The organism is Achromobacter sp. ISS7, from assembly GCF_056523125.1.
The window spans coordinates 2,232,342-2,248,213 of record NZ_JAWRZD010000001.1; the positions used below are offsets into that span (position 1 = coordinate 2,232,342).

Below are 15,872 nucleotides of genomic sequence, written 5' to 3' on the forward strand. Positions count from 1 at the left end.
CAAACGGCCGGCACCGCTCAGCCGCCGCCCTCCTCGCGCGGCAGCCAGGCGCCGTGAAAACCCGCCGGAATCCGCAGCGGCAGGCGCACCGTCGCCAGCGGCCCGGCCGCCAAGTCACGCGCGTCCAGCACCACCACGTCGCTGGTATCGCTGGCCTGGCGATACACGCACGCCAGCACCCAGCCGTCGTCCTCGTCGCGCGCCCCCGCCCGGGGCACGAACACGGGCTCGCTGTTCTGGTCGCCCGGCGGCACCGCGTAACGCTGGCGCGCGCCCGTCTTCAGGTCGTAGCGCACCACGCCACGCATCTCGCGGTTGTTGGGCTGCTCCACCGCATAACAGTAGCGATAGGCGCGGCCGGTCCTGGCCTCGTTGATGCGCGGCAGCTCGATGCCGGTATCGTCCAGCGCGCGCTCGGTGACGCGGCCTGCGTCCAGGTCGATCTGGTAGCGCCACAGCGTGCCCAGCGGGCTGTCCTCGAAACCCGCGCCATCGCGCGACAGCCGCAGGTATTCCGGGTAGCGCACCACGTCCAGCACCAGCGTCGATGCATCGGCGTCGTACGCATTGACCACGTGCTGGATGAAGCACGGCGCCACCTCGAACCAGCGCACCGCGCCGCCGTGGCGCGGGATCACGCCCAGCCGCGACTGGCGCTCGTCATGCCAGCGCAGCGGCATGCGGTAGCCGCGCGACAGCATCGAGAAGTCGTACGCGACGTTCAGGTCCAGCAGGATGCTGTAGCGCGCCGTGATCGCCATGTCGTGCATCATCGACGGCCCCGGCACGTCGATCAGTTGGTCCAGCAGCGGCTGGCCGTCGGCGCCCGTCACGCCATAGCGCAGCCACGGCCGTTCCCAATGGGCGCGAAAGCTCATCAGTTCCCCGGTCTCGGGGTCCGCCTTGGGGTGCGCCGTCATGCCGCCTGCAAGCCCCGGATGGCGGCGGCTGGCGCCCAGGAATTCCAGCGCCGGCGTCATCGCCACCGGCGCCCCGCCCTCGGCCAGCGCCAGCACTTCGCCCGCGTGGCGCAGCACGTTGACGTTGGGGTTGCTGTCCGGCAGGCCAGCCTCCCCGCCCGGGTCGTATTCGCGCGCCCAGATCCGGGTGCGCGCCCAGCGGTTGCGGTAGCCGGTCGCCCGGCCGTCGCGAAAGGCGATGGCGTGCAGCATCGCCGGCTGCGGCCACCACGACAGCACGTCGTTGCCCTCGAAGCGGCCACGAAGGGGGTTGGGGCCGTTGCGGACCAGGACCCCATCCAGCTCCGGCGGCAGCGCGCCGTCCACGGGCAGGTCGTCCAGGTCGGCCTCATCGGCCAGCGGCGCCGTGGCGCCGGTGTTCAGATCGAATGTACTCATGCTTGCGTCCTTGGTTGCGATCATTCGCAAGACGTATTTTTACCCGGATTAAATATATTCGTCAATATTACCCGGGTTTAATTATCGCAAGTCTTCGGGATTCATCGACGCGTCGCGGACATACGGATCCCCCGGCTCGGGCCGCAGCGTCGCCTCGATCTCGGGCGAAAACGCCGGGATCTTGCTGGTGCGCATGACGGCCCAGCGCATCAGCGCGTGCAGGAGGTTGAAGGGCGCCATGATCAGATAGGCCAGGCCGCCGCTCTGCGCGTCGTTGGCGAAGACGCGTTCCTTGCTGAAGGCAAAGCTCTCGCGCTTGCCATCGACCGGCATGCAATACAGCACCGCGTCCAGCACCGCCTGCGGACCTTCTTCCATGTAGCGGCGCAGGAATTCCCAATGCGAATAGGCGTTTTCGATGCGGCTGGTGGCGATGCAGAACGCGAAGGTCTCCTTGACCGTGACCCCATCGCTATCGAGGATCAGTCCGCGGATATCCCAGTTGAGCCAGCCGAAGCTGCCCCTACCCCGCCCCAGCGTGAAATAGATCTTGTCCCACGGTGCGGTCAGCACGGTGCCGTCCAGCCGGAACACATGCACCAGGCGGCGCTTGCGATCCAGCGCGATGGGATAGTAGGTCCAGCGGAACATCTCCTTGCAGGCGACCCAGGCGCCGGCGGCGCCCAGCGCCGCGAACATGGCCATGCCGATGAAGATGGCTTCCCACAGGCCGTTCTCGTTGGGCAGCTCGCCCACCACCAGGATCCAGGCCTGCATCAGGATGCCGCCGATGCCGAAGGCCACGCCGATCGCCCCCAGCAGCGCCACGAAGCCGCGCCAGGCATACCAGCGATCCACCGACAGCAGGCTGTTGGAATTCATCTTCACCACGCACAGCTGCGCCAGCAGCGGAACATCCAGCCGCTTTTTTTGCAGCAGCCGGTGTTCGCGGTCGAATTCCGTCAGCGGACGGTCGTTGGGAAACCGGGACGTCAGTCCGGTGAAATCCATCAAGACCCTCCCAGGGGGCCAAGGAAAAAACAGCGGCAAGGCGACCCAGGACGCCGAACCGGGAATGCGCTCGCGTCGGACGCAAGCGGGCGGGCGTCAACTCGCCCACTACAGGAAAAACGCGAATACCGACACAAACCCGATCGGCAACACCACCCAGGTCAATAGCCCAAAAACGCTTACCAGGCGCCACCGGCTCAGCATATGCGGCAGCTTGCCTTCAATCGCCAAGCGCTCTTCAGGCGTGGGCGGGATAATGGGATAAGGATTCTCGCCCTCCCACTTCATCGACTCGGCCAGTTCCGCCGGCAGCGCCGGACGGCGGCCGTGGCGACGGATCCAGTATTCCAGCCAATTGGGCACGTAATACATGCTGCCGAAGAACCAGAACGCCACCGACTGCAATCCTCCCTTCAGGCGGTGCCGCCGATCGACCGAGTCCGAGAACAATTCACGGTCCATCCACGCATACGCATTGGCGCAATGATCAGGAATCAGCGCCACCGGCGGTACCTGTGCCGGTTCCTCGTCCATGTAGCACCGAATGAATTCCCAGACTTCCCCCGCCAACTGCGGGCTGGCGAACGGACTGGTCGGCGTCACACCGGTCTTGACACGACGGCTCCCCGGCCATAGCTGCGCCACACGCAAGGGATACAGCGCGCCGGCGCCGGTCGGGGTGACAACCATGCGGTTGGCAACATAGGGAACGGCCTGGTCATAGTCGACCGAGATCCAGCCTGCCTTCTTTTCCCAGGCGTACAGGCGGCGCAGGCGGCGGCTGATGATCACCGTATCCGGCACCAGCGCGAACGTCAGCTTCAATGCGGTGATCAGGCTGACCAAGGCAAGAACAAGGTACAGCGTTGCAAATATGAAGAAATCCTGACCGTAGCCTCGGCCCGCGGGATCGAATTTCACGATGAAATTGATCGCGGTGAAACTCATCAGCAATCCGAACAGATAGGCTACCGCCGCCCCATACCCACGCATGGAATCCCTGGGCAATACGAGCCGCAGGCACGCGGGGGATATCTCGACGACATGATCATGGCCAGAAGGCGTCAACGTTCCACGTTCTTTTCCCACGGGCAACAGCCAGCCCCATGCGCCGCTTTTTTCCGGGACCATGGTGATACCCGCCCCGCCGCCACTTCTCCCCATCCCACTCATCCCCAGTTCAATCGCCTACGTAAACAGCGCGAGCGCCACCATGCACGACACGGGCATCACCACCCAGATCAGCAGGCCGAACACACCCACCACACGCCAACGATTCCTCATGTATGGCAGCCGGCCCTCGATCGCCAATTGCTCGACCTGCGTGGGAGGGATGAGGCGATAGGGATTCTCGCCTTCCCACGCCAAGGTATCGGCCAGCTCCAGCGGCAACGCCGGCCGATTGCCACGCCGCCGAATCCAATATTCCAGCCAGTTCGGCGCGTAGTAGACGCACGCGAAGAACCAGAATGACAAAGCCCCGAATGTACCTTTCAGGTGATGTTGCCGGTCCACGGACTGGGCGAACAACTCACGATCCATCCAGGCATAGGCATTGGCCCGATGATCCGGCAGCAACGCCACTGGCGGCAGCGCCGCGGGATCCTCGTCCATATAGCATCGGATGAACTCCCAGAGCTGGGCGGCCGACTGCGGCTGCGCGAACGGAACCGTGGGCGACACGCCGGTGTTCACGCGCCGCGTGCGGGGCAGGAACTCCACCACCTGCAACGGATAGAGGACATTGGAGCCGGTCGTGGTCGTCATCCTCAGCTTGGGCACAAACGGAGTCGCGCGATCGTAGTCGACCGATTTCCACCCCCCCCTTTTTTTCCCAATAGTAGATACGGCGCAAGCGCCGGCTGAAGATGGCCGAGTCAAATACCTTGGAGAAAGTCAGTTTGAATCCCGAGATCAGGCCGACCAGGGCAAGCGCAATGCTCAGCGCCGAAACCAGAATGAAATCGACCGAATCGTATCCACGCGTGGAAGCGTCGAACTTGACCATGAAGAACACCGCGCCAAAGGCCATCCATACGCCCAGCGCGTAGGCGCCCACCGCCGCGAATCCACGCAAGGCATCCGACGGGGTTTGCAGACGCAGGCAGGCCGGCGAGATTTCCACGACCGTGCCATGTGCGGCCGGCGTCTCCTTCCTGGGTGCACCGCCAACGGGCAGCAACCATCCCCATGCCCCGCTTTCTTCAGGGACGGCTTTTCCCGAATACCTCATCGATCCCGCTTTGCTCGTCAGATGCATGCCGCCGGTTTCCTCTTACCTCCAAGTCCGCACCTATCCGTTACCAGTTCGACACGACAACGCCCAGGAAAGACAGCGGCAAGGCAACCCACAGCGCCAAGCCGAAAATACTCGCCAGTCGCCATCGCCTCTTCACGGACGGCAGATTTCCGGCGCGCGCCAGCAGTTCTTCCTGCGTCGGCGGGACGATCCGATACGGATGGTCGCCTTGCCAGCTCGCCACCGCCGCCAGCTCCGCGGGCAACGCGGGACGCCGTCCGAAGCGGCGGATCCAGAGTTCCATCCAATTCGGCAGGTAATAGGCACCGCTGAAGAACCAGAACGCGAACGGCCGCACCAATCTGTGGTGACGATCGATCGCGTAGGGGAAGAGCTCTCGGTCCATCCACGCGTAGGCGTTGACACGATGGTCCGGCACCAACGCGACCGGCGGCAAGGCCGCGGGTTCCGCATCCATGTACGACCGGATGAACTCCCAGAGTTGGGCCCCGGCTTCCGGACGGTCGAATGGAGCAGTGAGCGCCACGCTCTTCAGAATGCGACGCGTATCAGGCGCGATCTCGACGACGCGCAAGGGATAAGCCGCCCCCGCTCCGGTCGTAGTGACCACGTGATAGTTGCCCACGTAGGCCTGCGCACTATCGAAGTCAACCGACGTCCAGCCGGTCCGCTTTTCCCACGCATACAAGCGCCGCAGTGTACGACTGACGAGAGTGGTCTCCTGGATGGGTGAAAAAAATGATCGATAAGCGCAGACCCAGCCGATCAACCCACCAACGAGATAGCCCGCCATCATGACGGCAAGGCCCGTATCCAGGGTGGTCCGCCCCCTATGGAGATCGACCAGCGCGGTGAGAAACAGCAATGTCAACCCAACCGCCGCCGCCAACGAGACGCAAGCCACGTAGCCGCGAGACGCCTCGAAAGGCCCCGTCAGACGCAGGCAGGCGGGCGTCAACTCGGTCACCATGCCGTCGGCGGCCGGCTGTGCTCCGGACCGTCCTGACAACAGCCAGCCCCAAGTGCCGGTGCGCTCCGGCAGTACTTCCAGATCCCTTTTCTCTTTCTTTTTCCTAGTAGTTGTCAACATAGACCCCCGACTCGAACCCCGTCTCCATTTCTGGTATTCACGTGCCGAGGCATCAAACTTGAGAATGGCATGTCCAATCGAGTTCAACCGGGCGGAAATTGCAGCAACCTGCGATACGAGCCCGTCATCGACAACATCGACGCACCCACCTCACCTATAACGAAAATAGAGCGTGCCGTAATCACGCCCGTCCCCTTCCCGACGCAATGCCTTGGAGGCCTTGCGCAAATTGATGCCGCTGGCATCCTGCCAGCCAAAGCCGGCAAAAATGGTCTCCGCCATCCGCGCAAACCCTTCTGTCTTGCGGCCGCCGCGCCAAGCCAGGAACCCAAAAACCAGCAACAACGCGGGCAGCCCGTAGGCCAGGTAGACCGCATACGCGGACAACTGTCCTGCCAGGCTGAACGTGCCCTTGAACATCGCGAAGATCGCATCCAGGCACATCATGAACAGAAAAACCGCCCCTACCACGATGCCCCAGAAGCGAAACGTGGAAGCGTAGTGTGCCCGACGCCCCTCGAAGCAGTGCGGATACACCGCCACCAGCGCGTCGGCCGGACGCCGGGCGCCATAGGCGATCCAGCCCTGTCCGTCGCGCTCGGCCACCAGTTCGATATCATCGCCCTCGTCAAAGGGAAACCGCCAAAACCAGCCTCGCACCGGTTCCCCATTGAGTGTGAATTCGACAAAGTCCGCCTTCTCCGTGCTGTCGAGGGTGGCGATCGCTATGGCCGCGCCGCCCATCCCCGCCAGACCCGCAGACACCGCCGACGCCCCCACGCCGCCGCCTAGCTGCTCCATCACGAAATCGCGCGAGCGCCTGACGCGGCTCAACCCCGCGATCTCACCGCCCAGCTTGCTGACTTTGTCACTCCGTTCAGTCGTCATCGCTATCCTTACATCACGTCCGCCAAGGCGGCGAGGAATTCTTCTTCCTGCTTCTTGGGATCATCCTGGGGCTTGCCGAAGGTCCGACGGCCGAAGGCGCTGGTCTCGCACCATTCCTCAAGAGCGTCCGGCGTGAAATACCATACCAGCAATTGCACCGCGATCAGCACCACGGCGATTTCCCAGCCAACCAGTAACCCCAACACGCGCGCCACCGACGCGATGGCGACGCGCGACGCGAAGCCATCCACCGCCACCACCATCACCCGCAATCCCAGGCGCCGTCCCACGATCTTCAGCAGCGGGGCCGATGTGGCGATGGCGGAGATCACCGCCGCCCCTGTGGCGACGAAGCCCAGCCCCGCCTTCACAAACAGCAGCGCCACCAGCGCATACTGTTTTTTCTCCCGCCGGTCCGCCGCTTCACTCAAATCAAGCGAAGCACCAATGAAAGATGCGATCGAACCGAGCGCTCCACCCATCAATTTCCATTTCTGGAAACCAAATGCCTTCTTGCCCGCCAGTTGATACGGCACTACGGCAATATCGATAATCGCAGCGCTGAGCGTGGCGCCCGATGCGACCAGTTGGGCATAAGTCTTGGTTGTCTTGTCCGTTGCGGAAATCAGCTTCCTGAAGTTCCATAGTTCGATCAGCCCCACGACCACCGTGATGCGCATGGTCGCGGCACCGTTGCGTCCGGTCGCAGGCCGCATCTTGCCCCACATGTCGCGCAGAACCTTGTGACTCGGCTCGTTCGCGATAGCCTCGTTGGCTTCGAGGAACGTGCGCGCCGTGCGCAAACGCCGCAGCGCGACATCACGCGCCACACCGTCCAGGCGGGCTTGCTCACGCACCAGCGCCAGCGCATCGGCGTCGGAGATGCCCGTCGACATGAGAAAAATATTCTGGATGATCTTCTCACCCACGAAGTCGCCCAGGCGATTCATGCCCAACCAGCGGAACGCAGTCTCGCCGGCCGTCATCATGAGCTTGTCGATGCCCGCATTCTTCATCGCCCTGGGCAAGGGCCCCAGCTTCTCCACCTTGGTTTCGCCGACCAGCGACACAGCCCGCTTGTAATAACCCGAGAAGGTCTTCAGATTGCTGAGGACGCGTTCGATGACGGCCATGCCGGTTGGCAGAGGCGTATCCTTGGACTTGGCTGCCTCCTCGACCGCGTTGCTCACGGCGGGCTTGAGTTCCTTCTGATTGGCGGCGATCGCCCGCCAGAAAAGAGATTTTCGGTCGCCGGCATCGCGTCGCGTTTCCACCAGCGTCTTGAGATAATCGCGGCCTGTCTGACTGCCGCTGACCCCTTCGGTCAGATCCCCGACCACCTCGATGAATTCGTGACCATCGTCCTCGACCTCTTCACTATAGTCCTCGAGCGTGTCGAACAGCAGATCCCACTCGAGCCATTTGATCAATTCGCCAGTACGCAGGTTGGCCAACGTGGTCGCCGCATCCTGGAAACTGTCATAGTTCTTCTTGAATAGTCTGAGCTTGTCCCAGTCGACGTTATCGTTGTAGCGCTCCCATGCCTGCTTGACCCGGTCCTTGCGATAGTTCTCCAGGTTCTGAGTTCGCGTTTGATCTGCTTGAGCAACCTCAGCGTCGAAGGCATTGAAATCACGTTCGGCCTGTGCCCGACGGGCGGCAGGCACATACTTGTCCAGTAGCGCGCCACGCTGGCTACGATATTCCGCATCCGACACAACCCGGTTGGAATGGTCATTCTCCAACGCAGCCAGCGCCTGCTTGCCCTCCGTGCTAGGCACATTGTCGTTAAGTACCTGGTTGCGCCGCATGACCTCATAGTGCCGGTAACCGCCACGCTGCCCCATCTGTACCGCCTCGGCGGTACGGGTCGCGGCTTCGTCCGCCTTGTTCTCCAGCGCCGCTTTGGCGCCGGCGATATTGCTAGCCGCGGTCACCTGCAAGGCGCGCTCGTCCCCGTACAAGGCGATCTTGCCCAGCGCATCGTTGCAGTAACCGTTCAGTTCATCGGTAATGCCGATCGCGTCCCATAGCGCCAGCGCCATCGGCCAATAACTCACGCCCATGGAGGGATCGCCGCATTTGTCCAGCATCTGCGCCAACAACTGTTGCAGCACCAGATCCTTGCGATCGCCCACCGGTCTATTTCGTGGGTACCAGGGCGTCTTGGTGAACTGTTCGACGAGCGTCGCTTCATCATAGGAACCATCGATCTGGCTCAGGCTGCGTACGCGGTCAAAACCCGCATAGGGCAACGCCGGCGGCTCTCCGGTCAGCGTACTGAACTGATGATCACCGTACTCCAGAATGCGCTTGAAGTTCGATTCGACCGCCAGAATCGACTGATGGTTCTTGGCCTCGCAATGCCCTTGCGCCCAGACAGCGGGTTCGATCGCCTGCATGCGCGATTTTCGATGTTCCGCATTGGCATACCGCGTCAGCGTCTGCCGGCTCCATTTATGCTCGCTATATGCAAGCCACACCTTGCCGCATTGCTCGGGCTTTTCGATGACGATGTAGTGCATGCGCAGCGGGTTGTGCCCCTGGTTCGCGCATTTCATCGACGGTTCCAGACGGGCGCTGTCGGTGTCATCACAGCGCCACAGCATCCCGTCGGCGGTCACCGAGTAGACCTCCCAATAATTCGCGCCCTGGGATCCCTTTTCGTAGAAAAGATAGAGGAATCCGTGCCGCAACGTGCGTACCGCATACTTGTAGCGCGCGGCGTCCAGCTTCACATCAACCACGCGCTCGCCGCTGAACGTCCCCAACTCGGCCTGCTGGAAGCTGGCAGGAACCACCGCGTAGCGCGTGGGCAAGATGGGCAGACCGCCCGCCCGGCATACATCGCAACCTTTGCTCATTCCCTTGTCCTAAGCTTGAATAGGCGAGGCGCGTCGCAACCGTGTCTCGCGCGCGATTCGTCCCCAGTCCGCCTCGGTGAAATCCATCACGAGCCGGGCGAAACCCACATCGTCCGGCCGTTCCATCAGCAACGCCGCTACGTCGGGATGAAGATCGAACTCCGGATGCACCGTCAACGCGCGCACGGCAATCGCTTCCCAATCCCGCACATCGCGCAGACCGGCCTCGGCCCCGCGGCGCACACAAGCCACTACCAGGCCCAACGCTTCCGCGGACACCGTGTCTGGCCGCTCCGCCACGACCCGCCAGGCACGATTCACCGCGCCCAGGAGCGCAACCAGGCGCCACTGTTCAGCGTCGAGTTGAAGGCTCGTACCGCTGCGCGGCGCTTCGCTTGTATAGCGGGCCAAGCGCGCCCACCGGTCGACGTTGACCCACAAGCTCGCAGGGCCGAGCAGATCGGCCTTCTGTCTGTGCGAGGCCATGCGCCAGACCAGGTCAATGACCGCCGGATCGTGCAACCGGAACAAACGGCGGCTGCCTCCGGGGCTCTCCTGCAACAGGCTTTGCCCCAGATGGCGTGCCATCGCGGCGACGTCAGTCACACCAAATATCCAACCACCGATACGGCGCCCCCTGCCTTGGACCAGCGACGCAGGATGCCAGTCGCGAATCGCCATCTCCGCCGCCGTCCGACTGATATCGGCGTCGCGTGGCCGCGTCAGATCCAGCGTGATCAGGCGCGGCCAGACGCGTGGATCAATATCAGGATGCGCCAGCCGGACGGGAGTGGTGCGCGTCGCCAAGGCATCACCCAGGCCGTGCCAATCATCGTCTTCCGCGGGATCACGCAGCAGAGGATCGATCAGCAGGTGGCAGCGCCCTTCGCCCGCGGACATGGCCAGCCGCTGCAAAGCCTCCGCCAGTGCGATGCCGGATGCAAATGTATCCATGTACGCGTCTCTGTCCACGGTCTAGAGCTCCACTACCGCCGCACCCGAGGCCGCCGCGCTTTGCATCTTCAACTGACATCCCTTGAAATCACCCGCAGGCATCATGTCCGGCAACGGTGCCAGCTGCGGCCCGACCCAGTTATGCGCGCTCGCCTTCAGTTCGACCTTGCCCGGCGCGTGCAGCTGGATGCCCCCGCCCTCCAGCCGCACATAGGCGCCGCCGGCGGTGGCCAGCACGCGTTGCTTGGCCTGCACCGTCACGGCCGCGCTGGCCGAGGCGAAGGTCACCGCCTTCTCGGCGGTCAGGGTCATCTTGGCGTCCCGGCTGTGCAGGCGCAGCTTGCCGCCCGCCGCGTGCAGCCGCAGGCCACGGTCCTGCACAGGGCGGCCGCCGCCGGCCTCCTGGCCCAGCGTGAACAACACCACGCCGGCCGCCACCCCCACCGCCAGGTTGGCGCTGCTGACCCAGTTCACGTCCGGCGCGACCTGCGCCAGCGTGCCGCCGGCCACCAGGAAGGCGTTGCCCGGCGTGTACTGGCCGATGCCGCTGGGCGCGCTGATTTGGATGTGCGGTTCGCGATAGGCCGCGACCTTGGCCGCGCCGCCCTGCGCGGCCGGATCATCCTGGGTGGCCTCGACCACGTCGCGCACGTGCTCGAGCGCCTCGTGCACCGGCAGCGCCTGCGGGTCGCCATCGAGGATGGCCTTCTGCTTGACGGCGATGTCGCCCAACTCCTTGGCGGATTCCAGGGCGGCGTCGATCTGCTTGGCCGCTTCGGCGCTGTCCAGCAGTGCGCCCTCGGCGTTCTCGCGCAGGTCCGCGCTGATCAGCAGGCCCTGCCCGCCGCGCAGCGCCACGGCCTCCTTGGTCGACAGCTCGGCGCCGTGGCCGAGGTCTTCCAGGCGTTCGTTGTCGCGCTGCTGCTTGACGTGGCCCAGGTTCAGGCGGGAATCGGCCTGCGTGGTCGAGGCGGTCAGGCGCGACTGGCCCGGCGTGTCGTCCTGCACCAGCTGGTTGTAGCCGCCCGTGCCGGCGCCGCTGGTCGCCAGCGCCTGGGTCTTGAAACCGGACATCACCGCATTGTGGGCATGGCCCTCGCTGCCGCCCGCGAACCAGGCCGGGGCATTGCCGGTGGCGTTGGCGCCGCCGGCCTGCACCTGGTTGTGGGAAGCGTCCTCGGCGCCTTCGCCGTTGTACAGCGCGCCGACCACCACCGGGCGGTCGATGTCGCCGTGCAGGAATTCCACCAGCACTTCCTGCCCGACGCGCGGCACGAAATGGCCGCCCCAGTCGCCGCCGGCCACCGGCTCGGCCACGCGGACCCAGGCGCCCAGCTCGTCCTTGGCCGGCGCGTTCTCCTCGCCGGACGGATGCGCCAGCCGGCTGCTGGAGGCCTTGCCGCGCTGCCAGTGGAACTGCACCTTGATGCGGTGGTCGCGGTCGGTATGCACGGGCTCCTCGGCGCCCACCACCAGCGCGGTCTGGGCGCCGAACACCGTGGGACGGGGGTGCAGGCGCACGCCATGGCCGTCCTGCGTCGCGGGGCGGAATTCGGTATCGCTGCCGATGCAGGTGAACGTGTTGCGATAGAAGTCGGCATCCGCCTGGCTCTCGGCGCCGTAGTCCAGCGCCTCGCTGATGGCGCGGCCGAGGTCGGCGTCGAAATTGTTGCGCGCCTGGTGGCGGATCGCGATCACCACGTAGGCGGACGGACCGCCCTGCTGGAAATGGCCGCTCAGTTCGAAGCGCTGTGCCGGGGCCAGGGTGCGTACCGTGCCCGCGCCCTCGACGCTGTCCTGGCGCACGCGGATGGCGGCCAACGCGTTGTGCGCCAGCCGCTCGCCCTGGGCGCTGTCTTCATACGCATACTGGCCCGGATAGTCGTCGCTGATCAGGTCGAGCGCATTGGCCAGCTTGCCGCCGTCGGCCTGCGCCGACACCGGCCGCGCCTGGGCGCTGCGGTAGTCCCAGCTCGCCATGCGCACGCCGTTGGTCTGCCAGCGCTTGCGCGCGCTCCATTGCTGGATGCTGTCTTCGGTCTCGGTCACGTCGGCGCGCGCGAAGCGCACGCTGGCCTGCGGGCCGGCCTTGAAGGCGTCGTTGTGGTCGGCGATGACCAGGGTGTGGCCGTCGTCGGCATGCTCGACCCAGTAGAACAGGCCCTCTTCGGCCAGCAGGCGTTCAATGAAGTCGTAATCGGTTTCGCGGTACTGGATGGTCAGGCTGCGCTTGGCGTAGGCGGCGCGGTCCTTCACTTCCCAGCGCCATTGCGGCGCCAGCGTGCCCTGGCCCTTGTAGTCGCCGAAGATGCTGTCGACGATGTCGATCACCGTCTTGTCCTGGTAGGCGAAGCTGTCGCGCCGCGCCCGCAGGAATGCCAGCCACGGCTCGACGGTCAGACCGTAGCGCGCCAGGCCGCCATTGGCGCCCAGGAAACGCACCGCCGTGGCGTGGCCGTGCCACAGGCGCGGCTGCTCGCGGTCCAGCGCGGTCTGCAGGCGCAGGGTCACGGGTTGGCCCATCAGGGCCTTCAGCGGGATGTGCGCGTCATCCGACAGCGCGGTGATCTCCAGCCGGCAAGCGCCGCCGCTGAGCTGTTCGGTGGCCGACAAGGTCTCGGCCACCAGGCGGTTCTCGCCCAGCGGCGTGCGCAGGTCCAGCAGGCGGTTGGCCTGCGCGATGCCGGCGGTCGACAGGCGGGACAGTCCGGAAGAATCCTGGGGCATGGTCACGGCTCCGGGCTCAGGTCAGGCGGTAGCGGAAGTCGCCGTTCTTGCCGGCCGTGACGCGGATGCGCGCGATCGCTTCGCCCTGCGCCATGCGGCCCAGCACCTGCTCGGCAATCTGCGGCAGCAGCGTGCCGTTCAGGATGTGGTCGACGTTGCGCGCCCCGGTGTCGACCTCGGTGCAGCGCGCCAGCACGGCCTCGACCAGCGCCTCGTCCCAATCGAACAGCGCGCGGTGGTTGGCCTGCACGCGCTCGGCGATGCGGGCCAGCTTCAGGCCGATGATGCGCGCCAGGGCGTCGTCATCCACCGGGTAGTAGGCGATGGTCTTCATGCGGCCCAGGAAGGCGGGCTTGAATGCCTTGTACAACTGCGGCGCCAGCAATTCCTGCATGGCGTCCGGATCCGGCCTTTCGTCGGCGCTCTTGTTCAGGCAGGCCTGCATGATGGCCGACGAGCCGACGTTGGAGGTCAGGATGATGAGCGTATTGCGGAAGTCGATCTCGCGCCCTTCGGCGTCGTCCATCACGCCCTTGTCGAACACCTGGAAAAACAGCTCCAGCACATCGGGGTGGGCCTTCTCGATCTCGTCCAGCAGCACCACGCTGTAGGGCTGGCGGCGCACGGCCTCGGTCAGCACGCCGCCTTCGCCGTAGCCGACGTAGCCCGGCGGCGAACCCTTCAGGCCCGACACGCTGTGGGCCTCCTGGTATTCGCTCATGTTGATCGTGACCAGCTTGCGCTCGCCGCCGTACAGGATGTCGGCCACCGCCAGCGCGGTCTCGGTCTTGCCCACGCCCGAGGGGCCGACGAACAGGAACACGCCCTTGGGCTTGTTGGGGTCCTCCAGCCCGGCGCGCGCGGTGCGCACGCGCTGGGCGATGGCGTGCAGCGCGTGGTCCTGGCCGATCACGCGTTCGGCCAGCAGCGGCTGCAGTTCCAGCACGGTGCGGATCTCGTCATTGACCATGCGGCCCAGCGGGATGCCGGTCCAGGCCGAGACGATCTCGGCGATGACCTGCGCGTCCACATAGGCCGGCACCAGCGGCGCTTCGCCCTGCAGGGCGCGCAGCTGTTGCTGCAATTCGGCCAGTTGCGCCTGGGCGGGCGTCGGCTCGGCGACCTTGCCGGCGCGGCGCTTGCCGCTGGTTTCGGCCTCGGGTTCCTGGCCCGCGGCTTCCAGTTCCTCGCGCAGCGCGTGGATCTGCCGCACCAATTCGCTTTCCCCGGCCAGCCGCGCTTCGGCAGCGGACAGTTGCTGGCGGGTGGCGTCCATTTCCTCGTCCAGCTCGCGCAGGCGGGCCGATTGCGTGGCGCCGGTGGCGGCCTCGCGGCGCAGGGCCGCGCGTTCGGTTTCCTGGCGCGCCAGCCGGTGGCGGGCGTCATCGATCAGGGCGGGCGTGGCGCTACGGCCCAGCGCCACCCGGGCGCAGGCGGTATCCAGCACGCCAACGGCCTTGTCGGGCAGTTGGCGACCGCTGATGTAGCGGTGCGACAGGCGGGCCGCCGCGACGATGGCCTCGTCCAGGATGCGCACGCCGAAATGCTGTTCCATCAGCGGCGCCATGCCGCGCAGCATGCTGGCGGCCAGCGTCTCGCTGGGTTCCTCGACCTTGACCACCTGGAAGCGCCGCGCCAGCGCGGCGTCCTTCTCGAAGTATTTCTTGTACTCGCTCCAGGTGGTGGCGGCGATGGTACGCAGTTCGCCGCGCGCCAGCGCCGGCTTGAGCAGGTTGGCGGCATCGTTCTGGCCAGCCTGCCCGCCCGCGCCGATCATGGTGTGGGCTTCGTCGATGAACAGGATGATGGGCGTGGGGCTTTGCTTGACCTCGTCGATCACGCTTTTCAGGCGGTTCTCGAATTCGCCCTTGACGCTGGCGCCGGCCTGCAGCAGGCCCATGTCGAGCGTGCGCAGCGCCACGCCGGCCAGCGCCGGCGGCACGTCGCCGGCCACGATGCGCAGCGCCAGGCCCTCGACCACCGCCGTCTTGCCGACGCCGGCCTCGCCGGTCAGGATGGGATTGTTCTGGCGCCGCCGCGTCAGGATGTCGATCATCTGCCGGATCTCGGCGTCGCGGCCGATCACCGGATCGATCTTGCCCTCGCGGGCGCGTTCGGTCAGGTTGGTGGTGTACTGGTCCAGCGCCGGCGTCTTGGACAGCGCCGCCGCGGGCGACGCGGCCTCGTCCTGCGCCGCGCTATCACCCAGCGCCACCGACTGGCCCGCTTCTTCCGAACCGGCCGTCAGCGCCACGAAATCGTGCTTCAGCTCTTCCAGCCGGAACGACTCGAACAGGCGCGAGCCGCGCCGCGCCAGCGCGGCCAGGTCGGGCTCGGTCAGCAGCGCCAGCAGCAGGTGGCCGGAGCGGATGCGGGTGGTCTGCGTATCCAGCGACGCGATCAGCCAGGCGTGTTCGAACAGGCGCGGCAGGTGCGGCGAGAACACCGGCGTGCGGGTATTGCCGTTCTTGAAGCCGCGGATCTCGGCGTTCAGGTCGGCTTCCAGCACCGAGGCCTCGATGCCGCTGCGGCGCGCCACGATGCTGAAGTCGCTGGCGGGCTTTTCCAGCAGCGCCAGGAACAGGTGTTCCAGGTCCACCTCGTAGTGGCCTTGCGCCATGCACAGGCTGGCGGCGCGCTCGGCGGCCTGGCGGCAGGTCTGGTTCAGTTTCCCGATCAGGGTTTTCAGGGGAGTGGCCATGTTCTGGGTTGTCTTGTTC

General features: G+C 65.4%; 10 protein-coding genes. All 10 read right to left on the reverse strand.

What is annotated here, in order from left to right; translation table 11 throughout:
• Positions 1 to 17 precede the first annotated feature (17 nt).
• Positions 18 to 1,358, reverse strand: a complete 1,341-nt coding sequence (locus AC1HFW_RS10080; RefSeq protein ID WP_479283067.1) for a carotenoid oxygenase family protein — start codon at positions 1,356 to 1,358, stop codon at positions 18 to 20.
• Positions 1,359 to 1,439: 81 nt separating this feature from the next.
• Positions 1,440 to 2,369 carry a DUF6708 domain-containing protein gene (locus tag AC1HFW_RS10085; protein WP_479283069.1) on the reverse strand — a complete coding sequence of 310 codons (930 nt, stop codon included), beginning with the start codon at positions 2,367 to 2,369 and terminating at the stop codon, positions 1,440 to 1,442.
• A gap of 108 nt (positions 2,370 to 2,477) precedes the next feature.
• Positions 2,478 to 3,500, reverse strand: coding sequence for a hypothetical protein (locus AC1HFW_RS10090; RefSeq protein WP_479283071.1), 1,023 nt, complete (start codon positions 3,498 to 3,500; stop codon positions 2,478 to 2,480).
• Positions 3,501 to 3,557: 57 nt separating this feature from the next.
• Entirely contained in the window at positions 3,558 to 4,136 is a 579-nt protein-coding gene (locus tag AC1HFW_RS10095; RefSeq protein ID WP_479283073.1) for a hypothetical protein, read from the reverse strand.
• 533 nt (positions 4,137 to 4,669) lie between these two features.
• Positions 4,670 to 5,719, reverse strand: coding sequence for a hypothetical protein (locus AC1HFW_RS10100; protein WP_479283075.1), 1,050 nt, complete (start codon positions 5,717 to 5,719; stop codon positions 4,670 to 4,672).
• A gap of 150 nt (positions 5,720 to 5,869) precedes the next feature.
• Positions 5,870 to 6,607, reverse strand: a complete 738-nt coding sequence (locus AC1HFW_RS10105) for a putative type VI secretion system effector (RefSeq protein WP_479283076.1) — start codon at positions 6,605 to 6,607, stop codon at positions 5,870 to 5,872.
• 8 nt (positions 6,608 to 6,615) lie between these two features.
• A complete protein-coding gene (locus AC1HFW_RS10110; protein WP_479283078.1) occupies positions 6,616 to 9,471 on the reverse strand; it encodes a T6SS effector BTH_I2691 family protein in 2,856 nt (951 codons plus the stop codon).
• A 9-nt stretch (positions 9,472 to 9,480) separates the two neighbouring features.
• A complete protein-coding gene (locus tag AC1HFW_RS10115) occupies positions 9,481 to 10,425 on the reverse strand; it encodes a DUF4123 domain-containing protein (RefSeq protein ID WP_479283079.1) in 945 nt (314 codons plus the stop codon).
• Between the two features lie 21 nt (positions 10,426 to 10,446).
• Complete coding sequence (locus AC1HFW_RS10120) at positions 10,447 to 13,152, reverse strand: type VI secretion system Vgr family protein (protein ID WP_479283080.1); 2,706 nt, start codon at positions 13,150 to 13,152, stop codon at positions 10,447 to 10,449.
• A 16-nt stretch (positions 13,153 to 13,168) separates the two neighbouring features.
• A complete protein-coding gene (tssH, locus tag AC1HFW_RS10125; protein ID WP_479283082.1) occupies positions 13,169 to 15,853 on the reverse strand; it encodes a type VI secretion system ATPase TssH in 2,685 nt (894 codons plus the stop codon).
• Between the last annotated feature and the right edge of the window lie 19 nt (positions 15,854 to 15,872).